General features: G+C 69.8%; 19 protein-coding genes and 1 tRNA gene. 6 read left to right on the forward strand and 14 right to left on the reverse strand.

Features of this window, described 5'->3' with window-relative positions; translation table 11 throughout:
• The first annotated feature begins 63 nt into the window (after positions 1–63).
• Together SMIR_RS24215 and SMIR_RS24220 are read left to right on the forward strand one after the other, a co-directional pair.
• On the forward strand, positions 64–1,119 hold the full coding sequence (locus tag SMIR_RS24215; protein ID WP_168491854.1) for a LacI family DNA-binding transcriptional regulator: 1,056 nt from the start codon (positions 64–66) through the stop codon (positions 1,117–1,119).
• 36 nt (positions 1,120–1,155) lie between these two features.
• Positions 1,156–1,986, forward strand: coding sequence for a serine/threonine protein kinase (locus SMIR_RS24220; RefSeq protein WP_168491852.1), 831 nt, complete (start codon positions 1,156–1,158; stop codon positions 1,984–1,986).
• 2 nt (positions 1,987–1,988) lie between these two features.
• On the opposite strand, the gene SMIR_RS24225 is transcribed toward SMIR_RS24220, so the two are convergent.
• From SMIR_RS24225 to SMIR_RS24245, 5 genes are all read right to left on the reverse strand, one after another.
• Entirely contained in the window at positions 1,989–2,504 is a 516-nt protein-coding gene (locus SMIR_RS24225; protein ID WP_168491848.1) for a GNAT family N-acetyltransferase, read from the reverse strand.
• Positions 2,505–2,609: 105 nt separating this feature from the next.
• A tRNA-His gene (locus SMIR_RS24230) sits at positions 2,610–2,682 on the reverse strand.
• Positions 2,683–2,788: 106 nt separating this feature from the next.
• Positions 2,789–3,391 carry an oligoribonuclease gene (gene orn, locus SMIR_RS24235; RefSeq protein ID WP_168491845.1) on the reverse strand — a complete coding sequence of 201 codons (603 nt, stop codon included), beginning with the start codon at positions 3,389–3,391 and terminating at the stop codon, positions 2,789–2,791.
• Between the two features lie 131 nt (positions 3,392–3,522).
• Positions 3,523–4,752, reverse strand: a complete 1,230-nt coding sequence (locus SMIR_RS24240; RefSeq protein WP_168491843.1) for a helix-turn-helix domain-containing protein — start codon at positions 4,750–4,752, stop codon at positions 3,523–3,525.
• A 378-nt stretch (positions 4,753–5,130) separates the two neighbouring features.
• A complete protein-coding gene (locus SMIR_RS24245) occupies positions 5,131–6,273 on the reverse strand; it encodes a hypothetical protein (protein WP_212728513.1) in 1,143 nt (380 codons plus the stop codon).
• A gap of 323 nt (positions 6,274–6,596) precedes the next feature.
• Between SMIR_RS24245 and SMIR_RS24250 the strand changes: the two genes are divergently transcribed.
• Positions 6,597–7,124, forward strand: coding sequence for a universal stress protein (locus SMIR_RS24250; protein WP_168491841.1), 528 nt, complete (start codon positions 6,597–6,599; stop codon positions 7,122–7,124).
• Positions 7,125–7,306: 182 nt separating this feature from the next.
• The gene (locus tag SMIR_RS24255; protein WP_168491839.1) at positions 7,307–7,876 is read left to right on the forward strand and encodes a GPR1/FUN34/YaaH family transporter; all 570 of its coding nucleotides are present in this window, start codon (positions 7,307–7,309) and stop codon (positions 7,874–7,876) included.
• A gap of 285 nt (positions 7,877–8,161) precedes the next feature.
• On the opposite strand, the gene glmS is transcribed toward SMIR_RS24255, so the two are convergent.
• Entirely contained in the window at positions 8,162–9,979 is a 1,818-nt protein-coding gene (gene glmS / locus SMIR_RS24260; RefSeq protein ID WP_168491837.1) for a glutamine--fructose-6-phosphate transaminase (isomerizing), read from the reverse strand.
• Between the two features lie 13 nt (positions 9,980–9,992).
• The gene (locus tag SMIR_RS24265; protein WP_075029205.1) at positions 9,993–10,250 is read right to left on the reverse strand and encodes a hypothetical protein; all 258 of its coding nucleotides are present in this window, start codon (positions 10,248–10,250) and stop codon (positions 9,993–9,995) included.
• 164 nt (positions 10,251–10,414) lie between these two features.
• Here SMIR_RS24265 and SMIR_RS24270 point away from each other — a divergent pair, with 164 nt between their 5' ends.
• Positions 10,415–11,980, forward strand: coding sequence for a purple acid phosphatase family protein (locus tag SMIR_RS24270; protein WP_212727379.1), 1,566 nt, complete (start codon positions 10,415–10,417; stop codon positions 11,978–11,980).
• Positions 11,981–12,018: 38 nt separating this feature from the next.
• On the opposite strand, the gene SMIR_RS24275 is transcribed toward SMIR_RS24270, so the two are convergent.
• Positions 12,019–12,888 (reverse strand): DUF4429 domain-containing protein, encoded by an 870-nt coding sequence (locus SMIR_RS24275; protein ID WP_168491833.1) that lies wholly within the window; start codon positions 12,886–12,888, stop codon positions 12,019–12,021.
• Between the two features lie 85 nt (positions 12,889–12,973).
• Here SMIR_RS24275 and SMIR_RS24280 point away from each other — a divergent pair, with 85 nt between their 5' ends.
• A complete protein-coding gene (locus SMIR_RS24280; protein ID WP_248002936.1) occupies positions 12,974–14,560 on the forward strand; it encodes a beta-N-acetylhexosaminidase in 1,587 nt (528 codons plus the stop codon).
• Between the two features lie 57 nt (positions 14,561–14,617).
• Here SMIR_RS24280 and SMIR_RS24285 read toward each other — a convergent pair whose 3' ends face one another.
• The 6 genes from SMIR_RS24285 to SMIR_RS24310 form a co-directional block, all read right to left on the reverse strand.
• Positions 14,618–16,390 (reverse strand): IucA/IucC family protein, encoded by a 1,773-nt coding sequence (locus SMIR_RS24285; protein WP_212727380.1) that lies wholly within the window; start codon positions 16,388–16,390, stop codon positions 14,618–14,620.
• Positions 16,387–16,956 (reverse strand): GNAT family N-acetyltransferase, encoded by a 570-nt coding sequence (locus SMIR_RS24290; RefSeq protein ID WP_168491825.1) that lies wholly within the window; start codon positions 16,954–16,956, stop codon positions 16,387–16,389. Before SMIR_RS24290 ends, SMIR_RS24285 begins: the two co-directional genes overlap by 4 nt.
• Complete coding sequence (locus SMIR_RS24295) at positions 16,953–18,239, reverse strand: lysine N(6)-hydroxylase/L-ornithine N(5)-oxygenase family protein (protein WP_248002935.1); 1,287 nt, start codon at positions 18,237–18,239, stop codon at positions 16,953–16,955. Before SMIR_RS24295 ends, SMIR_RS24290 begins: the two co-directional genes overlap by 4 nt.
• A complete protein-coding gene (gene desA, locus SMIR_RS24300) occupies positions 18,223–19,680 on the reverse strand; it encodes a lysine decarboxylase DesA (protein WP_168491824.1) in 1,458 nt (485 codons plus the stop codon). Before desA ends, SMIR_RS24295 begins: the two co-directional genes overlap by 17 nt.
• 153 nt (positions 19,681–19,833) lie before the next feature.
• Entirely contained in the window at positions 19,834–20,688 is an 855-nt protein-coding gene (locus SMIR_RS24305) for a siderophore-interacting protein (protein ID WP_168491823.1), read from the reverse strand.
• Between the two features lie 79 nt (positions 20,689–20,767).
• A complete protein-coding gene (locus SMIR_RS24310) occupies positions 20,768–21,814 on the reverse strand; it encodes an ABC transporter substrate-binding protein (RefSeq protein WP_168491822.1) in 1,047 nt (348 codons plus the stop codon).
• Positions 21,815–21,869: the final 55 nt, after the last annotated feature.

Below are 21,869 nucleotides of genomic sequence, written 5' to 3' on the forward strand. Positions count from 1 at the left end.
GTGAACAGGGCTGTTAGATTCCAGGCCAGTCGCGGAGCGCGCGACGTCGACGGGAGGCGGACCATGGCAAGCCACGGAGCGCGGGGCCGGGGAGGCGGCCGGCCGACCTTGGAAGAGGTCGCGGCACGCGCGGGCGTGGGCCGCGGCACGGTGTCCCGCGTGATCAACGGCTCCCCGAGGGTCAGCGACGCGACCCGCGCGGCCGTCGAGGCGGCGGTCGCCGAACTCGGCTACGTCCCGAACACGGCGGCACGCGCCCTCGCCGCCAACCGCACGGACGCGATCGCCCTCGTCGTCCCCGAGCCGGAGACCCGCTTCTTCGCGGAACCGTACTTCTCGGACATGCTGCGCGGCGTCGGCGCGGAGCTCTCCGACACCGAGATGCAGCTGCTGCTGATCTTCGCGGGCAGCGACCGGGAGCGACAGCGCCTCGCCCAGTACCTGGCCGCGCACCGCGTCGACGGCGTACTCCTCGTCTCCGTCCACGCCGACGACCCGCTGCCCGACCTCCTCTCCCAGCTGGAGATCCCGGCCGTGATCAGCGGTCGCCGCTCGGCGGACGAGACGCTGCCGTCCGTGGACTCCGACAACTACGGCGGAGGCCGCATGGCCGTCGAGCACCTGATCGCCCGGGGACGCCAGCGGATCGTCCATCTCGCGGGGCGTCTCGACGTCTTCGGCGCCCAGCGCCGCGTCGACGGCTACCGCGAGGGTCTGCGCGCGGCCGGACGCGAGGTGGACGACCGGCTGATCATCCCGGGCGACTTCACCGAGGAGGGCGGCCGGCGCGCGATGACCGAGCTGCTGTCCCGCTGCCCGGACCTGGACGCGGTGTTCGCGGGCTCGGACGTGATGGCGGCGGGCGCCCGCCAGGTCCTGCGCGAGGTGGGCCGCCGCATACCTGACGACGTGGCCCTCGTCGGCTACGACGACTCCGCCATCGCCCGCCACATGGACCCGCCCCTGACGAGCGTGCGCCAGCCGATCGAGGAGATGGGCCGCGCCATGATCGACCTGCTGCTCGGGGAGATCGCCGACCGCCGCCCCGCGGTCTCGCGCGGTCTGGAGAAGCGGCAGGTCGTGCTGCCGTCCGAACTGGTGGTGCGGGCCTCGTCCTAACGCGCGGAAAGGCTTCGATAGGGCAATCTGATCGGTATGGTCCTCCATCCGTTGCTCGGAGTCGATGAAGTGCCCGCCATGGAGCCCTACCTGGGCAGGGTGGGGGAGGTGTTCCAAGCGTTCCCGGAGCAGGACTCGGGGTGCGTGTCGTACGGCGTCCGTCTGCTCGACGGGGCGCGCTGGTTCGTCAAGGAGGCGGTGACCGACGGCGGACGGCACTCGCTCGAACGGGCCTGGGCCTTCCACCGGGCCGTACGGCACCGCGCGATCGTCCCCCAGGTCCACCGCATCGCCGTGGGGCGCGGCGGCGCGGCGGTGGTGATGCCCTGGCGGGAGGGCGAGGTGCTGTATCCGGCCATGGTGGGCGGACCGCGCGACCCTACGAGCCCTGGCACCCCCATGGCCCGTTTCCGCGCCCTGCCGATCTCCCGCGTCCTGGCCGCCTTCGAACGTGTCCTGGACGCCCATCTCGCGGTGGAGGTCGCCGGGCATGTCGCGGTCGACTTCTACGACGGCGCGCTGCTGTACGACTTCCGGGGCGACGTCGTCCACCTGGTCGACCTCGACGAGTACCGGCCGGGCCCGTTCGTGGTCGAGGAGGAACGCCTGCCGGGTTCGCGCCGGTTCATGGCCCCCGAGGAGTTCGTGTGCGGGGCCGTGATCGACACCCGTACGACCGTCTTCACCCTGGGCCGCACCGCCCGGCTCCTGCTGGACGCGGGTGACGAGGAACGCGCCTGGCGGGGCACCCCGGCCCAGCAGGCGGTGATCGTCCGGGCGACGCGGTCCGACCCCGAGGAACGCTTCGAGGACGTCCACCGGTTCGCCGACGCGTGGCGGGCCGCCAATCATCCGCAAGGGGGCTGAGGTCACCGCCGTAGCGGCAGCTCCCACCGGACTTCGCCGTCCTGGTACCGGTCGGTCGGGCCCAGCCCGGCGGCCGCGGCGACGGCCGCGGAGGCCCGGTGGTCGGGGTGGACGTGCGCGACGACCGTACGGACGCCGGGCTCCTCGCCCAACCGGCCGACCAGCCCCCGCGCCGCCTCCCCGGCGAACCCCCGCCCCTGCCAGGGCGTGCCCACCACCCAGGCGATCTCCGCGACCTCCCCGGTGAGCGTCGCCTGGACCGTACCGACGAGACATCCCTCCTCGCGCAGCCGCAGTACCCAGTTGCACCAGAGGACGGCCGGGTCGGGGGAGCCGGCGACGAGGCGTTCATAGCGTGAACGCAAGGCCTCGGGAGTGGCGGGTGTGCCGCCGATGAACGTGTGCAGCGCCGGGTCGGACAGCACCTCGGCCATTTCCCCGGCGTGTTCGACGCGGAGGGGCAGAAGATCGAGGCGGGCGGTGCGCAGGGTGTGGGTGGGCAGGTGGGGCGGGGGCATTGGGTGAGCCTAGAGGGCGCGCCGGACACGCACGGACTCGGCCGTACGGCTCGCCGTACGACTGAGGCCCGGTCCGCTTGTGCGGACCGGGCCTCAGTCGATCAGGGTGAGTGACGGGACTTGAACCCGCGACATCCTGGACCACAACCAGGTGCTCTACCAGCTGAGCTACACCCACCACGACCGGTCTTGGTTTCCCTGACCGGCCGAGAAAAAGTGTACAGGGTCCGAAGGGGTGCTCGCGCCAGGCTTTCTCCGGGGTCCCTCGGGGCCCCGGACATGCGTCATTCGGCGGACACCACGTGCTTCGCCGCGATGGCGCGGGCGGTGTCCGAGTCGGGGCCGGGCTGCGGGACGAAGATCGCCTCGCGGTAGTAGCGGAGCTCCGCGATGGATTCGCGGATGTCGGCGAGGGCGCGGTGGTTGCCGTTCTTCTCCGGGCTGTTGAAGTAGGCCCGGGGGTACCAGCGGCGGGCCAGCTCCTTCACCGAGGAGACGTCCACGATGCGGTAGTGGAGGTAGTCCTCGAGGGCCGGCATGTCGCGCGACAGGAAACCCCGGTCCGTGCCGACCGAGTTTCCGCACAGCGGGGCCTTGCCCGGGTCCTTGACGTGCTCACGTACGTAGGTGAGGACCTGTGCCTCGGCGTCGGCCAGAGTCGTGCCCTCGGCCAGTTCGTCGAGGAGGCCGGAGGCCGTGTGCATCTGGCGCACCACGTCAGGCATCGTCTCCAGCGCCCGCTCCGGCGGGCGGATCACGATGTCCACCCCTTCGCCGAGCACGTTCAGTTCCGAGTCGGTGACCAGCGCGGCCACCTCGATGAGTGCGTCCTCCGACAGCGAGAGCCCGGTCATCTCGCAGTCGATCCACACCATGCGATCGTTCATGGCCCTAACCCTACGGCGCGCTCCGGCGCACGGGCAGATCCGGGACGGCGGTGACCTGCGTGGTGGCCCGGTACGGCGGCGGCCCGGGACCCTCGTCGGGTTCCGGGCCGCCACCGTCTCGCGTCATCGCCTCAGGGCGCGCTGCGCTGCCCCGGCAGACGCCCGGCCGCGTACAGCTCCGTGCCCGTCTTGCCCGGCTCCGTCGACAGGGACGTCGACGGGCCCAGGGCGGTGGCGGCTGCCGTGCGGCGGGTCTGCAGCGGCACCGGGCTCTCCTGGCTCAGGACGGGCGGTGGCCCGGCCTGGCCCGCGGAGCCGTCCACGTCCGACGGCCGTTCCGACTGCGGCCTGCGCGCGCGGTACGCCGCCCGGTACGCGGCCGGCGACGAGCCGAGCTGGCGCCGGAAGTGACCCCGCAGCGCGACCGGTGAACGGAAGCCGCAGCGTCCGGCGACCTCGTCGACCGAGTAGTCGGAGGTCTCCAGCAGCCGCTGCGCCTGCAGTACGCGCTGAGTGATCAGCCACTGCAGGGGAGCGCTCCCCGTGAGCGAGCGGAATCGGCGGTCGAAGGTGCGGCGGCTCATGTACGCGCGTGCCGCCAGCGTCTCGACGTCGAACTGCTCGTGGAGGTGCTCCAGCGCCCAGGCGACGACCTCCGCGAGGGGGTCGGCGCCGATCTCCTCAGGTAAAGATCGATCGAGATAGCGCTCCTGACCGCCGCTCCGGCGCGGGGGAACGACAAGACGGCGGGCCAGCGCGCCGGCCGCCTCGTTGCCGTGGTCCGTCCGCACGATGTGCAGACAGAGATCGATTCCGGCCGCCGTACCCGCGGAGGTCAGCACGTCCCCGTCGTCCACGAAGAGTTCTCGCGGGTCGACGTGGACCGACGGGTAGCGCTTGGCCAGCGTCGGTGCGTACATCCAGTGGGTCGTCGCCGGTCGGCCGTCCAGCAGTCCGGCGGCGGCCAGCACGAAGGCGCCGGTGCACAGTCCGACTATGCGGGCTCCCTCCTCGTGCGCCCGGCGCAGCGCGTCGAGCGCGTCCTCCGGTGGCGGCGAGGTGATCGAACGCCAGGCCGGCACCACGACGGTGCCCGCCCGCGAGATCGCCTCCAGGCCATGCGGCGCGGTGAGTTCCAGGCCCCCTGTGGTCCGCAGCGGGCCTTCTTCGCCGCCGCACACCAGAAGTCGGTAGCGCGGCACGCCGGCGTCCTGGCGGTCAATCCCGAACACCGACAGCGGTATGGAACTCTCGAAGATGGGGCCGCCGCTGAACAGCAGCACCGCGACGATCTCCTTGCGGCGTCGCCCGGAAAGTTTCCGGGCCGCGGCTTCCGGCGCGGCAGTGGAGTCGTGGCTCATACTGCTAAGCCCCCCTCGGTGGTCGCGGCTCCTCGGTTGTGTCGCTCCTGCACGTTTCCCCTCGGTCCTGCACGAGTCCCCCGCCGTAAGACAGTCAAGATCGAATCTACTGTGTCCCGTGGCGCCAAGGTGACCAGTTCGGCACTCGGCAGAATGTCGACATGACAACTTGGCGTGAAGCATTCGATCACGAAGCGTTGCACTCGTGGGCCTTGCAGGGAAGTGCGCCTCGTGTCAGTGGCCAATCCCCATAGGGTGCGTGCGCCCTCCAGAGGCCTTTCGGTGCAGGTGGAACGCGGGTTGGGAGGTCGTTCGAGCAAGGGATGCGCGGGTGACCGAAGTTGGCTGAAAAGAAGCGGGGGCGTGCGCGCAAACCGGTCAGTCAACCGGCTTCTTTCCTCCGTCGTGACGCCCGCCCCTGTGCGCCCCCGAGCCACTACTGCCCTGCAAGCCGTTCATGATGTGCGAGTCGGCCAAATCCTGCGTGCCACGGTGCCGTGCGGGGCGCTCGAGCGGGACGCCGCCGCGAGGGGCGTCGCGCCGTGTGTCCTGGTCGCGCGTGTCCCGGCCCCGAGCGTCCCGGACGCGGGTGTCCGGATCCTGTGCGTCCTGGACCAGGGTGTCCGGATCCTGTGCGTCCCGGTTCCAGTCGCTCGGGTCCCACGTGATCAGGTTCTGCGGGGCCCGGTCCCAGGTGATCAGGTTCTCCGGGTGCCCGTCTCGTTCGGCCAGGTTTCCCGGGGGCCGGTCCTGTCCGGTCGGGTTCGCCGTGGCTTGGGCCTGTGCGTCCGGATTCCGTCCGTCCGGATTCCGTCCGTCCGGATTCCGTGCCTCCCGGTCCCGTGCGTCCGGATTCCGTACCGCCCGGTCCCGTACCGCCCGGTCCCGTCCGTCCCGGTCCCGTCCGTCCCGGTCCCGTCCGTCCCGGTCCCGTCCGTCCCGGTCCCGTCCGTCCCGGTCCCGTCCGTCCCGGTCCCGTCCGTCCCGGTCCCGTCCGTCCCGGTCCCGTCCGTCCGGATTCCGCACGGCGCGGCCCTGGTCGCCCCGGGCCCCGGTCCCGGCCCTGGTACCGGGGTTCCGGGTGCCGGGGGTGGTCCCCTCGGCGTGGGCCGTCTCGCCATGGACGCCGTCGTCCCGGGCGTCGGGGTCTCTCTCCCCGCGGGGCGCCTCGGTGCGACCCCGGCGGCCACGCCTGGGGCGGCCGTGGTGGTGGTGCGGGACGCCGCCGTGGAGGCTGGTCCTGCTGTGCCGGGCCCGGGGTGAGACCGGCTCGTCCGCATGGAGACGGGCCGCGACGCGCTCGGACTGGCGCAGCAGGACCCGGCAGGCACCGGTCACGGCCGCCAGGCCCAGCGCCGTACCGGCCGCGCCGGCGAGGGAGGTGCCGAACCCGACGAGGACGACGGGGACCAGGACGCAGCTGAAGGCCGCCCACCGCACCACCTCGCTCGCCGTGTCCGGCCCGGGTGACGTGGCGGGCGCCGGGGAGGAGGGGTGGGACGCGGTCTCTGGTCCTGGCACGGTCTGCTCCCTGGTTCCCTGGTACTCCAGTGCTCTCCATGGCGGTGGCTCATCGGTTCAACGCGTGTTCGACCCGCCGGTCACCTAAGAAAGACCGCGAGCCTGGGTGAACCCTGTGCAAACCGCCTGTACGGGGCAGCAACCATTGCGTTAAGGGCGCCTCTCATGCATGCTCCGGGGAACGCCGCGCAGTGCGCGCGAGATCTGGGCAGAGGAGGCGTGCCGCCGTACCCTTGGGGGTATGGGGTTGGGAAGATGATTCCCGGACACAGCTCTGCCGCACTTTTCGTCCCCACCACGAGGATCTAAACGCCGAGATACCCATGGCCGGTCACGAATACTTCGATCCCGCGGACCGCAAGCGCCCGCTCGCCGATCCCACGGCGGCCGAGCCCCTGGCGGCGGAAGAACCCCGCCAGTCCTGCGATCCTGCCTTCAAGCACGGCGTCGTCGTCGGTTTCGACGGCTCGACGTCCAGCGAGCGCGCCCTCGCCTACGCGATCGGCATGGCCCACCGCTCCGGCTCGGGCCTGATCATCGTGCATGTCGCGAACCGGCTGCCCACCACCGTGTGGGCGGGCTGTGAACCACCGGTCTTCGTCGACGTGCCCGACCACCGCACCGAGGTGCTCGGCCTCGAGCTCGCGTGCGCCGAATATCTGGCCGAGGTGCCCTGGATCCTCGTCGAGCGCGGCGGAGACATCTGTCACGAACTCGAAGAGGTCGGGCGGGAGTACGAGGCGGACGCGATCGTCGTCGGCTCCACGCACGGCATCGTCGGGCGCATCTTCGGCTCGGTGGCCGGACGGCTCGCGAAGCGTGCGCAGCGCCCGGTGATCGTCATCCCCTGACGCATCCTCCGACGCAGCCCCTGACCTACCGTCAACTCCCTTTGACGGGTGCCTGAAACGGCATGAATCTACTCGCGCGTAGAGGTGGTTTGTGCCCTTGTGAAGGGTACATACCGGTCACCGGACCAACCGCACGGCCGGTACCACGCAGCACAACTGCACATGCATGAAGGGAGCCCGCCGTGGACAATGACGTCTCCGCGGGAAGCATCACCTCGACCCTCGGCCACCTCGCGCTCGGCCTCACCCTGTTGCTCTTCGGCCTCGGTCACACCCAAGTGATCGACGGCGTGACGGCGGCCGACTCCGTCTCCCTCGCCACCTATGTCGGTGGCATCGCGCTCTTCGTGGCCGGGCTGTTCGCCTTCCGCGACCACGACGCCTTCACCGGTACGGCCTTCACGGCGCTCGGCGCGTTCTGGTTCACCTGGGGCGTCACGGCCGGCACGCAGATGTCCGCCAACGCGACCGGTCTCTTCCTGCTCCTGTTCGCGCTCGTCGCGCTGAGCCTGACCGCGGGCGCGAGCGGCGCCTCACTTCTCACCCGAGGAACGTACGCGCTGCTCTTCGTCGCCCTTCTCCTGCTGGCCGTCGGGCAGTTCGGCGACAGCGGGGGTCTGGGGAAGGTCGGCGGCTGGTTCGCCGTTGCCGGCGGAGCGCTCGCCTGGTACGGGGCGACGGCGGCCATGGCTCACTGGCCCACCACGCTTCCGGGACGCGCCGCCGGCCGGGGGGTGACGGCCACCGGCTGAAGTCGGCGCGGGCCGGGGCATGGGCGGCCCCGGCCCCCTGAAAGAACGGGTCCCTGTGCGCTGGTGGCGTGGCACAGGGACCCGTTCTCGTTCTTTGCGCCTAGGGCCTGTCCGGCGGATCATGCCGGGGACGCGGGGTCTGGGACGCCCATCTCCGCTTATGAGGCGCCGCTACTTTCCTCCGACCTGATCCGCCGGACAGGCCCTGAGCCGACGCCGCTCTCACGGAGTTGGTTGCGCGCCGCGAGGGTTCCTCAATTGTCGCTTCGGTGGGCCGGTGGATTTTTACTCCACCGTCACCGACTTGGCGAGGTTGCGCGGCTTGTCGATGTCGCGGCCCAGGGCCAACGCCGTGTGGTAGGCGAGGAGTTGCAGCGGGATACCCATGAGGATCGGGTCCAGCTCGTCCTCGTTCTTCGGGACGACGATCGTCTGGTCGGCCTTCTCCTGCTCCTGGTGCGCCACCGCGAGGATCCTGCCGCTGCGGGCCTTGATCTCCTCCAGGGCGGCGCGGTTCTTCTCCAGGAGGTCGTCGTCGGGGACGATCGCGACCGTGGGCAGCGCGGGCTCGATGAGCGCCAGCGGGCCGTGCTTGAGCTCGGAGGCGGGGTAGGCCTCGGCGTGGATGTACGAGACCTCCTTGAGCTTCAGGGAGGCCTCACGGGCCACCGGGTAGCCCCGGACGCGGCCGATGAAGAGCATCGAGCGGGCCTCGGCGTACTCCTCGGCCAGCTTCTTGATCTCGTCCTCCTGCTCCAGGATCTCGGAGATCTGCGCGGGCAGCTTGCGCAGGCCCTCGATGATCCGCTTGCCGTCGCGGACCGACAGGTCGCGGGTGCGGCCGAGGTGCAGGGCGAGCAGCGCGAACGCGACGGTCGTGTTGGTGAAGCACTTCGTCGAGACGACGCAGACCTCGGGGCCCGCGTGGACGTACATGCCGCCGTCCGCCTCGCGGGCGATCGCCGAGCCGACGACGTTGACCACACCGAGCACCCGTGCGCCCTTGCGCTTCAGCTCCTGCACGGCGGCCAGTACGTCGTACGTCTCACCGGACTGGGACACGGCCACGTACAGGGTGTCGGGGTCGACGACCGCGTTGCGGTAGCGGAACTCGGAGGCCGGCTCGGCGTCCGCGGGGATGCGGGCGAGCTCCTCGATCATCTGGGCGCCGATCATGCCCGCGTGGTACGAGGTGCCGCAGCCGAGGATCTTCACGCGGCGGATCTGGCGCGCCTCACGGGCGTCCAGGTTCAGGCCACCGAGGTGCACGGTGGAGAACCGGTCGTCGATACGGCCGCGCAGCACCCGGTCCACGGCCTCGGCCTGCTCGTGGATCTCCTTGTGCATGTACGTGTCGTGGCCGCCCATGTCGTACGAGGCCGCCTCCCACTCCACGGTGGTCGGCTCGGCCGTCGTGCGGGTGCCCTCGGTGGTGTACGTACGGAAGTCGTCGGCCTTGAGGGTGGCCATCTCGCCGTCGTCCAGAGTCACTATCTGGCGGGTGTGGGTGACCAGGGCGGCGATGTCCGAGGCGACGAACATCTCCTTCTCGCCGATGCCGAGGACGACCGGGGAGCCGTTGCGGGCCACCACGATGCGGTCGGGGAAGTCGGCGTGCAGGACCGCGATGCCGTACGTGCCCTCGATCACCCGGAGTGCGTCGCGGACCTTGTCCTCGAGCTTCTCGGCCTGGGAGCGGGCGATCAGGTGGGTGAGGACCTCGGTGTCGGTCTCCGAGAGGAACTCGACGCCGTCCGCCTCGAGCTTCTTGCGCAGGTCGGAGGCGTTGTCGATGATGCCGTTGTGGACGACCGCGACCTTGCTGTCGCCGGACATGTGGGGGTGCGCGTTCACGTCGGAGGGGGCGCCGTGAGTGGCCCAGCGGGTGTGGGCGATGCCGGTGGTGCCCTTGAAGCGTGCGGGGACCTTGGCCTCAAGATCACGGACCCGGCCCTTGGCCTTGACCATCTTCAGACCGGTCGACTTCGGCGTCGTGACGACGATGCCCGCCGAGTCGTAGCCGCGGTACTCCAGGCGCTGGAGGCCTTCGAGCAGCAGCGGTGCCACGTCACGCCTGCCGATGTATCCGACGATTCCGCACATATATATGTATTCCTCAGCCGTAGACAATGCGGCGCAGCTGCCTGAGCGTGAGCTCCGGCGGCGCGACCGCGCGGTACTTCAGGTCCGCCTCGATCCGTTCGAAGATCGTCGCGTTGACCAGGCCCTGGGCCTGGAGCTCGCGGTGGCGGCGACGGACGTAGTCCTCGGTCGTCTCGTCGAAGTAGGCGAGCACGTCCTGGACCACCCGCAGTGCCTCGCCCCGGTTGAGGGGGGTGGAGCGCGTCAGGTGATCAACAAGTTCGTCGTGCACCCGTTGATCCTGAGGTACCAAGAGCCGATTCGCAAGAATCCTGCCCGATATCGGGCAAGTGGCTGTTGAAGGTCTTATGGGGGTCTGTTAGCAAGCTGTCCATCCTGCGTCTTGTGCCGCGTCGATTGCCGGGAGCAACTTCTGTGGCCATGGACACTCCACGCATGGGCGTACCGGAGAAGCTCGCCGAGCGCATGACCATGGCAGAGCAGCACGAGTATCTCCGCGCCAAGTTCTCCCGGCGCAACATGATCAGAGGCGGGGCCGTGACCCTCGGCGCCGTCGCGGGCGGCACCTTCGTGCCCGGCGCCGTCGCACAGGCCGCGGTCCCGACGCGGGCCACCGCCACCTCGACCGAGAAGGTCGACGGCGCCCTCGTCGCCCCCTTCGGCCGTCACCTCGCCTTCGGCAATGACCCGCGTACGGAGATCACGGTCTCCTGGCAGGTTCCGGCCGAGGTGAAGAAGCCGTTCATCCGCATCGGTGCCCACCCCTGGGACCTCTCCCGCAAGATCGAGGCCGAGGTCCGCACCCTCTACACCCCGGCGGGCGTCGGCGCGAGCGGCGACCACACGCAGTACTACCTGCACGCCGAGCTCACCCACCTGCGCCCCGGCAAGACGTACTACTACGGTGTCGGCCACGCGGGCTTCGACCCCTGCGAGCCCCACCTGCTGGGCACGCTCGGCACCTTCACCACCGCGCCCTCGCAGGCCGAGCCGTTCACCTTCACGGCCTTCGGCGACGAGGGCGTCGGCTACCACGGCCTCGCCAACGACGCTCTGCTGCTCGGCCAGAACCCGGCCTTCCACCTGCACGCCGGTGACATCGCGTACGCGGACCCGGCCGGCGCGGGCAAGAAGGAGGACACCGGCTTCGACTCGCGCATCTGGGACCAGTTCCTCGCCCAGACCGAGACGGTCGCCAAGCAGGTTCCGTGGATGCCCGCGTACGGCAACCACGACATGGAGGCCTGGTACTCGCCCAACGGCTACGGCGGCGAAGAGGCCCGCTGGACGCTTCCGGACAACGGGCCCGACAAGAAGAACCTGCCCGGCGTCTACTCCTTCGTCTACGGCAACACGGCGATCATCTCGCTGGACGCCAACGACATCTCCTTCGAGATCCCGGCGAACCTGGGCATATCCGGAGGAACGCAGACGAAGTGGCTCGAGGGCCAGCTCAAGAAGTTCCGGGCGTCCCAGGACGTCGACTTCATCGTGATCTTCTTCCACCACTGCGCGTACTGCACCTCCACGGCGCACGCCTCGGAGGGGGGCGTGCGACAGGAGTGGGTGCCGCTGTTCGAGAAGTACACGGTGGACCTGGTCATCAACGGCCACAACCACCAGTACGAGCGCACGGACGTCATCAAGGGCAACGCGGTCACCAAGAAGCTGCCGATCGGCGGCACGGCGTACCCGGAGACCGACGGTGTCGTGTACGTGACGGCGGGCGCGGCCGGGCGGAGCCTGTACGCGTTCACCGCCCCGGAGTCGTACGAGGGTCACGAGAACGAGGTCGACTCCGTCGCCTCCTTCGTCAACCTCAAGGACGGCAAGCAGAACGAGACGGTCGCCTGGTCCCGGGTGCGGTACCTCAACTACTCGTTCCTCCGGGTGGATGTCACGCCCGCGCACAAGGGCCGGCTGGCCACGCTGACGGTGCGGGGGATTGCCGAGACCGGTGCGGAGGTTGACCACTTCACGGTGGCTCGACGGGTTCGTTAGCCGCGGGACGGCTGGCGGGCGGTCCTCGTCGCGGATTTCTACATCCGCTTGAGGACCGCCCGTTTGGCTGTGGCGAACTCCTCGTCCGTCAGAATGCCGGACTTGTGGAGTTCGCCCAATTCGCGCAGGCGGCGGAGCAGGGCGTCGTGGTCGTCCTCCGGGGCGATCACGGCGGGCTGCTCCGCCGCCTGCGCGGCTTCCGGGGACGCCGTGGGATGCGGGAGCCGGGCCTGTACCGCCGCCGCGACCAGGGCCATCAGCGAGTCCTTCTTGAAGCCCCACAGCTCGACGGAGTTGGGGTCGTACTTCGGTGGGGCCTTGGTCTCCGCGCCGCGGACGGTGAAGCGGAGGTAGCCGTTCTCCAGGCCGACCGCGGGGTGCCACTCGACGGTGGTGAGGTCGGCGAGGGCGAGCGAGCGGGCTCCGGCGGCGGACTTGGAGTCCTCGGTCTTCCAGTTCCACTCCAGGCGTACGTGCTCGCCGTCGAAGCTCGCGGTGCCGTCGCCGGCGGAGACGGACAGCGGTACGGAGGGGCCCGGGAGCAGATAACTGTCGACCGGGTCGGCCGGCACCCGGTCCAGAAGCAGCGCGTCCCGGACCTCGTCGACGACGTACTCGGCGACGCCGTAGCGGTCGGACTCCACGGCGAGCTGGTAGGGGTCGTTGGGCTCGGCGAGCTTGCCGCCGGTCGCCTGGAGCAGTGGGTCGGCGCCGTCGCGCAGCCGGAGCCGCAACCGCCCGCTCTTCTTGCCCTGTTCGAGGGAAATCCCCGCCAACGCTCCCAGCGGGACAGTCAGTTCACCCAAGGTCTTGCGGAGCAGGCTCACGTTCTTGTCGCGCCCGGGAGTCAGCCGAAGCGCGTCGCCGTCGAAGGTCCACGTCCCGTCCTTCTGGATGATTTCCGCCATGAGGGGGATTGTTTCACCGGGTCTGCGGAAGAGTGGTCTATACCCATCCGCAATTCGTTTGCAGGGTCCTTCGAAGGGAGCGCATGTGAGACAGCACAGAACGCCCCGCCTCCTCGGTACGCTGCTGCTCGTGGCGGCCGCCGGTATCTCAGTCGCCGGTGCGGCACACTCCGAGTCGGGCCGCACCGCGACCCCGCTCGGGCAGGTGGTGCCGGCCCCCGCCTCGGTCGACGCGGGCGGATCCCCGTACCGCATCACCGACAGCACCCGCATCCGGGTCGAGGACTCGCCTCAGGCCCGCCGGGTCGGCGCGTATCTGGCCGACGTCCTGCGTCCCTCCACCGGGTACCGACTGCCCGTCACCACGCACGGCACGGGCGGGATCCGGCTGCGGATCGCGGCGGGGTCCACGGGCGCCGAGGGCTATCGCCTGGACAGCGGGCACAGCGGCGTCACCATCACGGCCGCCGCGCCCGCCGGGCTCTTCCACGGCGTCCAGACGCTGCGCCAGCTGCTGCCCGCCGCCGTCGAGAAGAACTCCGTGCAGCGCGGCCCCTGGCTCGTGGCGGGCGGCACCATCAAGGACAGCCCGCGCTACGGCTACCGCGGCGCGATGCTCGACGTCTCCCGGCACTTCTTCGGCGTCGCGCAAGTCAAGCGTTATATCGACGAGTTGGCGCTCTACAAGGTCAACAAACTGCATCTGCACCTGAGCGACGACCAGGGCTGGCGCATCGCGATCGACTCCTGGCCGCGGCTCGCCACGTACGGAGGGTCCACGCAGGTCGGCGGCGGGCACGGGGGCTACTACACCAAGGCCGACTACAAGGAGATCGTGCGGTACGCGGCCTCCCGCTATCTGGAGGTCGTCCCGGAGATCGACATGCCGGGCCACACCAACGCCGCGCTCGCCTCGTACGCCCAGCTGAACTGCAACGGGACCGCGCCCCCGCTCTACACCGGCACCGACGTCGGGTTCAGCTCGCTGTGCGTGGCGAAGCCCGTGACGTACGACTTCGTGGACGACGTCGTACGGGAGCTGGCGGCACTCACGCCGGGCAAGTACCTCCACATCGGCGGGGACGAGGCCCACTCCACCAGCCACGCCGACTACGTCGCCTTCATGGACAAGGTGCAGCCGGTCGTCGCCAAGTACGGGAAGACGGTGGTCGGCTGGCACCAGCTGACCGGGGCGCACCCGGTGAAGGGCGCGATCGCGCAGTACTGGGGGCTCGACGACACCAGTGCCACGGAGAAGGCGCAGGTCGCCGAGGCCGCGCGGAACGGGACGGGGCTCGTGCTGTCGCCCGCGGACCGGGTCTACCTCGACATGAAGTACACCGCGGACACCCCGCTCGGGCAGGACTGGGCGGGCCTGGTGGAGGTGAAACGGTCGTACGACTGGGATCCGGGCGCCTACCTTCCGGGAGCCCCGGCTTCGGCGATCCGGGGCGTCGAGGCGCCGCTGTGGACGGAGACCATCGTCACGGGGGCCGACATCGACTACATGACCTTCCCGCGGCTGCCCGGTGCGGCCGAACTCGGCTGGTCGCCCGCGTCGACGCACGACTGGGACACCTACAAGGTGCGGCTCGCGGCGCAGGGCCCGCGCTGGGAGGCCCTGGGGATCGGCTACTACCGCTCGCCCCAGGTGCCCTGGCCCACGGCGTAGACGGCGCAACGGGAAGGACGGGGCTCAGGAGGACCGTACTCCTGAGCCCCACCGGCCTCAGAGACCCGCGATCGGGTTCTTCAGGCTGCCGACGAGCTGGAGTGCGCCGGACGGATCGGCCAGGTCCACCATCTGCTTGTTGTTGCGCAGCTGGAGCCGGTTCAGGCAGGACAGCGCGAACTCGGGCGCGAACATGTCGTACTGCCGGAACTTGTCGGCGAGTTCGGGCGCCGACTCCTGGTACTCGCGTACGGACTCGGCGACCGTCCGCCAGAAGTCGTCCTCGTCGAGGATGCCCTCGTCGGCCAGGTCGGCCGCCAGGAAGCGGAAGAAGCAGTCGAAGACGTCCGTGAAGATCGACAGGAGTTTCTTGTCCTCGGGGACCTCGACGCGGATCCGCTCGACCACGGGCGGCAGCACCGCCTGCGGGTCCATGACGGCGATCTCCTCGGCGATGTCCTTGTAGATCGCGCGCTGCACGGCGCCGTCCTTGAGGACGAGGATGACGTTCTCGCCGTGCGGCATGTAGACCAGGTCGTAGGCGTAGAAGCTGTGCAGGAGGGGCGTGAAGTAGGCGCGCAGATAGCGGCGCAGCCACTCCACCGGGGTCAGCCCGGACCGCTCGATCAGCGCGCCCGCGAAGGAGGCGCCCGTGTGGTCGACATGGACGAGGGAGGCCATGGTGGCCAGGCTCTCGCCCTCCTGGAGCGAGGGGACCGGGCTCTCGCGCCACAGGGCCGCGAGCATTTTGCGGTACGGGGAGTAGCGGTCGGTGGCGGCCTCGTACTCGAGGTGGCGGTAGCCGACGGCGGCCCGTTCGCGGATGACCGACAGGCCGGTGGACTTGAGCACCGGGTCGTTCTCCACGAGCTGGGCCAGCCAGTCGTTGATCGCCGGGGTCGCCTCCATGTAGGCGGCGGACAGACCGCGCATGAAGCCCATGTTGAGGACGCTCAGCGCCGTCTTCACATAGTGCTTCCCGGGGCTGGTGGTGTTGAAGAACGTCCGGATGGACTGCTGGGCCAGGTACTCGTCGTCGCCCTCGCCGAGGCAGACCAGGTGGCGCTGGGCGACCTCGGCCGCGAAGGTCACCGAGAGCTTGTTCCACCACTGCCAGGGGTGGACGGGGATGAGCAGGTAGTCCTCGGGGTCGAGGCCCTGTTCGGTGAGGGTGGCGGCGAACCGCTCGACCGTCCCGGCGCCCAGCTCCTCGCGCACGAAGGACTCGTACTCGATGCCGACACCCGCGGTGAAGGCGGCCCGGGAGCGGTGCGCGGCCAGCCACACCAGCCGGATCGGGCTCGCGGTCTCGGGCGCGTACGAGAGGTACTCGTGCACGCCGAAGCCGAGACGCCCGTTGTTGGCGACGAAGCAGGGGTGGCCCTCGGTCATGCCGGTCTCGATCTCCTGGAAGGAGGCCTTCGCGAGTTCGGCGGACGGGATCTGCGGCTTGGTGAGTTTGAAGCAGGTGCCCGAGAGGGTGGAGGAGATCTCCTCCAGGTAGACCGGCAGCACCTCGTCGCTCAGGCCCAGCGACGTCTTCAGCTCGATGAAGAAGTCGAGTGCGGCGAGCGGGAGTTCGGCCCCGTCGCGGTGGCGGGTGATCGACTCGGGGTCGACCTGCCAGTGGTCGAGGGTGCGGAGGGTGGCGGTGAAGCGGTAGCGGGTCAGGCCGTCGTCGCTGCGGACGACGTACTCGCCGTCGCCGTCGGCCTCCGGAGTGATGAGGCGCTCGTGCGCGAACTCGGCGAGGGCCTTGCGGACGAGGAGGCGGCCCGCGCGCTCCCAGCGCTCGGGGGAGAGGTGGGCCACGGCGTCGGCGAGGCTCATACGGCCACCCCCGCCGCCTGCTCGAACCGCTCCCGGGTGCAGAAGCTCAGCAACGCCCTTTTCTCCGGCTTCTCTATCTCGCGCTCCGGCACGAACCCGACGGCTTCGTTCAGCGCGTGCACGGCCGTGTTGCGCACGTCGGGCTCGACGACGACCCGCGCGGTCGTCGGGTCGGCGAACAGGTGCTCCATGACCGCGGTGATCACCGCCCGGGTGAACCCGTGCACCGGCGTCTCCGTCGGCGCGACCAGGAAGTGCATGCCGACATCTCCGGGCGCGGGCTCGTACAGACCGACCAGCTCCACGTGCGCCGGGTCGTACCGCTCCATCAGGAACACGGGTTCGCCGTCCAGCGACCCCAGGAACGCGTCGTGGTACTCGCTGGCCGCGATGGCCATGTACTCGCGCTCCACGTCGTGCAGTTTCGCCTTCTGCATCATCCAGAAGGCGGCCTTGGGATGCGTCACCCAGCCGTGCAGCAACTCGGCGTCTTGGACGGGGTCGAGCGGGCGGATGGTGAAGGTGCCGACGTCGGTGGTCGTGCCGGTACGGCTCGTGATGCTCATACGCTGAACTCCTGGAACGCGATCGTCTTCTCGACCGGGTAGTACTCGGTGCCGAGCAGCTCACGGATGATGGACGCGTTGCGGTACGGGCCCATGCCCAGGTCGGGGCTGGTGATGCTGTGGGTGTGGACGCCCGCGTTCTGCAGGAAGACGCCGCGGCCCGTGGTGTCGATGGCGTAGTTGCGGGCCACGTCGAAGTTGCCGCGGGTGTCGTAGCGCAGCCGGTCGCGGACCGGCTTCAGGAACGCGGGCTCGGCGTACTTGTAGCCGGTGGCCAGGATCAGGCCCTCGGAGCTCAGCTCGTAGTCCTTGCCCTGCTCCTCCTGGCGCAGGCCCAGGGTGTACGTGCCGTTCGCGTGAGCGGCGGTGTTCAGGGAGGAGTTGGTGAGCAGTCGCGTCGGGACGGGGCCGCCGAGGTTCTTCTGGTAGAGCAGGTCGAAGATCGCGTCGATCAGTTCGCCGTCGATGCCCTTGAACAGGCCCTTCTGCTCCGTCTGGAGGCGGTAGCGGGTCGGCTCGGGCAGCGCGTGGAAGTAGTCGATGTACTCCGGGGAGGTCATCTCCAGCGTGAGTTTGGTGTACTCGAGCGGGAAGAAGCGCGGGGAGCGCGTGACCCAGTTCAGCCGGTAGCCGTGGACGTCGATCTCGCTGAGCAGGTCATAGTAGATCTCGGCGGCGGACTGGCCGCTGCCGACGAGCGTGATCGACTTCTTCGCCTGGAGCTCCCGCTTGTGCTGGAGATAGCGGGAGTTGTGGATGAAGTCGCCGCCGAGGTCCGCGCAGGCCTCGGGGATGTACGGGGGTGTTCCGGTGCCCAGGACCAGATGGCGGGCGCGCAGCACCTCGCCGGCCGTCGTCCGTACGTGGTACAGATCGCCCTCGTACGTCACTTCCTCGACCGTCGTGCCGAAGCGGACGCTGCTCAGTTTCGAGGCGGCCCAGCGACAGTAGTCGTCGTACTCGACCCGCAGCGGGTAGAAGTTCTCGCGGATGTAGAAGGAGTACAGCCGCCCGGACTCCTTCAGGTAGTTGAGGAAGGAGTACGGGGAGGTCGGGTCGGCGAGGGTCACCAGATCCGACATGAACGGGGTCTGGAGATGCGCGCCCTCCAGGAACATCCCCGAGTGCCACTCGAAGTCCGGCTTGGATTCGAGGAAGACGCCGTCCAGTTCGGCGATCGGCTCGGTGAGGCAGGCGAGGCCGAGGTTGAAGGGCCCGAGCCCGATGCCCACGAAGTCGTAGGTCTTTCCGGTGACTTCGACGGATTCAGGAAGCGCGGTCAAGGGACTCTCCCAGGTACTGCTCGGCGTGGCCGGCGATCAGATCGAGCACGGCGGCGATGTCGTCGGCCGTGGTCTCGGGGTTGAGCAGGGTGAACTTCAGGTAGTGGCGGCCGCCGACCTTGGTGCCCGCGACGACGGCGTCGCCGGAGGCGAACAGGACCCCCCGGGCGTACAGGTTGGCGCGGTCGATCTCGGCCGGGTCGGTGACGGTGGCCGGGATGAAGCGGAAGACGAGGGTGGACAGGGACGGCTCGACCACCACGTCGAAGCGGGGGTCGGCGACGAGCAGCTTCCAGCCCTCCTGGGCCAGGTCGCAGACCTCGTCGAAGAGTTCGCCGATGCCGTCGGCGCCCATCACGCGCAGCGTCATCCACAGCTTGAGGGCGTCGAAGCGGCGGGTGGTCTGCAGGGACTTGTCGACCTGGTTGGGGATGCGCTCCTGGACCATGCGGCGCGGGTTCAGGTACTCCGCGTGGTAGGTGGCGTGGCGCAGGGTGGCGGCGTCGCGGACCAGTACGGCGGACGAACTCACGGGCTGGAAGAAGGACTTGTGGTAGTCGACGGTGACGGAGTCGGCGCGCTCGATGCCGTCGAGGCGGTCCCGGTTCTTCAGGGAGGTGAGCAGTCCGCAGCCGTAGGCCGCGTCCACGTGCATCCAGGCGCCGAACTGGGCGCACAGCTCGGCGATCTCGGGCAGCGGGTCGATGGAGCCGAAGTCGGTGGTGCCGGCGGTGGCGACGACGGCCATCGGGATCAGACCGTCGCGCTCGCAGCGCTCCAGCTCGTGGGCGAGGGCGAGCGTCTGCATGCGCTTGTCGTGGTCGACGGGGATCGAGACGACGGAGTTCGCGCCGAGGCCCAGGAGTTTGGCCGACTTCTTGACGCTGAAGTGGCTGACCTCGGAGGCGAAGATGCGGAGTCTGGCGGCGGTGTCGCCCGGTTCACTCGCTGGCTTGGCCTCCTCGCGGGCCAGCAGCAGGGCCTGGAGGTTGGACTGGCTGCCGCCGCTGGTGAACACGCCGTCGGCGGCGGGGCCGAGGCCGATGCGCTCGTTGGTCCAGTCGATGAGCCGGCGCTCGATGAGGGTGCCGCCGGCCGACTGGTCCCAGGTGTCCAGGGAGGAGTTGACGGCGGACAGGACGGCCTCGCCGAGCACGGCGGGTATGACCACCGGGCAGTTGAGGTGCGCGAGGTAGCGCGGGTGATGGAAGTAGATCGCGTCCCGGAGGTAGACCTCTTCGAGCTCGTCGAGGACGGCGCTGGTGTCGTGCAGCGGGCGGTCCAGGTCGATCTGCTCGATACGGGGAGCGAGGGCGTCGACCGTGACACCCGTGAACGGTCGGTCGGTGGTGGCGAGTTTGGCCGCCACCCGCTCGATTCCTTCGGTCACGGAGCGGCGGTACCGCTCCGCGGTCGTGTCATTGAGCAGGTGCGAGCGCATGTGGGGGTCCTCCGTGCGGGAGAGTCCGAGCGGGACGGGTGAGGCGGGGTGGGGCCGGGGCAAGAAGTGGGGCGGGGCCCTGGCGTTCAACTTAGGTTAGCCTAACCTAAGTCGATCTGCGACCCCGCCCCACCTGTGACTTCTCGCGAACGGTCAGTCCTGCTCGCGCAGTTGCTCCTCGGTCAGCCCGCGCCGCCAGTAGCCGACGAAGGTGACCCGCCTGCGGTCGATGCCGCGCTCGCGCACGAGGTGACGGCGCATCTCCTTCACGCACCCGGACTCGCCCGCGATCCAGGCGTACGGGCTCTTGGTGGACGGCAGTTGGGCGGCCCGCACGGCGTCGACGGCCATGGGGGCCCCGTCGTCGCGCACGAGCCAGGTGATCTCCGCCTCGGCGGTCACGAACAGGTCCTGGATGTCCTCGGCGTGCTGGACCTCCAGCCAGGCGCGGACGCGGGTGCCGGCGGGCAGCGACTCGAGGATCGCGGAGGCGGCGGGCAGCGCGGTCTCGTCCGCCCACAGGACGACCAGGTCGGTGTCGGCGGGCGGACGGAAGCGGATCGCCCGGTTGTTCTCGACCGCCGGGCCGAGCAGTACGACGCGGTCACCGGCCGCCGCACGGGAGGCCCACTGGGACGCCGGCCCCGCGGGAACCTCGGCGCCCGGCTCCACACCGTGCAGGACGAAGTCGATGTCGATCTCGCCGGTACGGCCCCGGGCGTCCGGTCGCAGCGCCCGCAGCGTGTACGAGCGCATCACCGCCCGTACGTCGTCGGGGAGTTCGCGCCAGCCCTGCCACCATCCATCGCCCAACTCGTAGGGGACGGCCGGCTCGGTCTGGCCGGGGTGCGGAAGGAAGAGGGAGAGGCTCTGGTCCCGGCCGTGGGAGGCGAAGGCCACCAGGTCGTCGCCGGCGAAGGTGATCCGGACCAGCGACGGGCCGAGCCGCCTCGTCCGCGCGACCTGGAGGGAGAAGAAACGGAACGGGGCGGCTATGGCTGTCGTCACAAGTGCTCCTGAGTCATCGTCAGGGGTTCACGTCCGGGTTCACTTCAGGGGTTCGCGGCAGGGCTTCACCGCGGGGGCGTCAGGCGACCTTCTTGGCCTTCTCGATCGCCTCGGCGAGGTTGTCGAGGAGCGGGGTGCACTTGTCGTACGACACGATCGGCTCGGGGGAGCGGGCGATGACCTGGCCGGCCTTGACGGCGGGCAGCTTCTTCCAGGTGGCCTCGGTGATGTCGGCCGGCTGGATGGTCGCGCTGCGGTCGTCCATGATGATGACGTCCGCCGGGTACTTGTCGACGTTCTCCCAGCTCAGGTTCTCGAACCAGCCGCCGCTGGCCTTCAGGGCCTTGGCGGAGGGCTCGACGATGTTTACGCCGAGTGCCTTGAAGTACTCCAGGTCGATGGAGAGGTTCGAGCCGGAGACGTAGAAGATGTCCTGGCTCGCGGAACCGGCGAGCACCTTGATCTCGGGGCGGGCCTTGGCCGCGGTGCGCAGCCGCTCGGCGGCCGTCTCGAACTTCTTCTTCGCCGCGGCGATCTTGGCGGACTTCTCGTCGGCGCCCAGCGACACGGCGAGCGCGAGCATGCGCTGCAGCGACACGGGCATCTGGCGGTCGTAGACGGAGATGCCGACGCTCGGGGCGAGCTTGAGGATCTTCGCCTTGGACTCCTCGGGGACGTACCAGAGGGTGCCCGCGGAGTCGAACATGGTGGAGATCAGCACGTCGGGCGCGAGGGTCGCGTACTTCTCGATGTTGAACTGGCCCCACTCGTTGCCGAGGACGGTCAGCTTGCTGACGTCCATGTCGCCGGCCTGGACGTCGGCCTTGCCGTCCTTGGTCGTGGTCGGGCCGAAGACGCCCTTGACCTCGATGCCGTAGTCGTAGAGGGCGGCGGCGACACCGGTGAAGGCGACGATGTTCGCCGGGATCTTGTCCAGCTTCACCGTCGTGCCGCGGTCGTCCTTGAAGGTCCAGGGGCCGGACTTGGCGGCGGCCTTCGTCGACTCCGGGCCACCGCTTTTGCCGTCGTCGTCGCCGCAGGCGGCGAGCACGGCACCGAGGCCGAGGGCGCCGCCGGCGGCGAGGATGCCGCGTCGGGTGAGGTGGGTGGCACGGGCGTTGGACATGTGTGTGGCTGCTTTCGGCACGGGGCGGTAGCGCCCGCCGGACAAGTTCGAAGGT

Source organism: Streptomyces mirabilis, assembly GCF_018310535.1.
Lineage (GTDB): Bacteria > Actinomycetota > Actinomycetes > Streptomycetales > Streptomycetaceae > Streptomyces.

Coding starts and splice junctions, on each gene's coding strand:
- SMIR_RS24215 (WP_168491854.1), top strand. CDS start 64: ATGGCAAGCCACGGAGCGCGGGGCCGGGGAGGCGGCCGGCCGACCTTG.
- SMIR_RS24220 (WP_168491852.1), top strand. CDS start 1,156: ATGGTCCTCCATCCGTTGCTCGGAGTCGATGAAGTGCCCGCCATGGAG.
- SMIR_RS24225 (WP_168491848.1), bottom strand. CDS start 2,504: ATGCCCCCGCCCCACCTGCCCACCCACACCCTGCGCACCGCCCGCCTC.
- orn (WP_168491845.1), bottom strand. CDS start 3,391: ATGAACGATCGCATGGTGTGGATCGACTGCGAGATGACCGGGCTCTCG.
- SMIR_RS24240 (WP_168491843.1), bottom strand. CDS start 4,752: ATGAGCCACGACTCCACTGCCGCGCCGGAAGCCGCGGCCCGGAAACTT.
- SMIR_RS24250 (WP_168491841.1), top strand. CDS start 6,597: ATGGCCGGTCACGAATACTTCGATCCCGCGGACCGCAAGCGCCCGCTC.
- glmS (WP_168491837.1), bottom strand. CDS start 9,979: ATGTGCGGAATCGTCGGATACATCGGCAGGCGTGACGTGGCACCGCTG.
- SMIR_RS24270 (WP_212727379.1), top strand. CDS start 10,415: ATGGGCGTACCGGAGAAGCTCGCCGAGCGCATGACCATGGCAGAGCAG.
- SMIR_RS24275 (WP_168491833.1), bottom strand. CDS start 12,888: ATGGCGGAAATCATCCAGAAGGACGGGACGTGGACCTTCGACGGCGAC.
- SMIR_RS24285 (WP_212727380.1), bottom strand. CDS start 16,390: ATGAGCCTCGCCGACGCCGTGGCCCACCTCTCCCCCGAGCGCTGGGAG.
- SMIR_RS24290 (WP_168491825.1), bottom strand. CDS start 16,956: ATGAGCATCACGAGCCGTACCGGCACGACCACCGACGTCGGCACCTTC.
- desA (WP_168491824.1), bottom strand. CDS start 19,680: ATGCGCTCGCACCTGCTCAATGACACGACCGCGGAGCGGTACCGCCGC.
- SMIR_RS24310 (WP_168491822.1), bottom strand. CDS start 21,814: ATGTCCAACGCCCGTGCCACCCACCTCACCCGACGCGGCATCCTCGCC.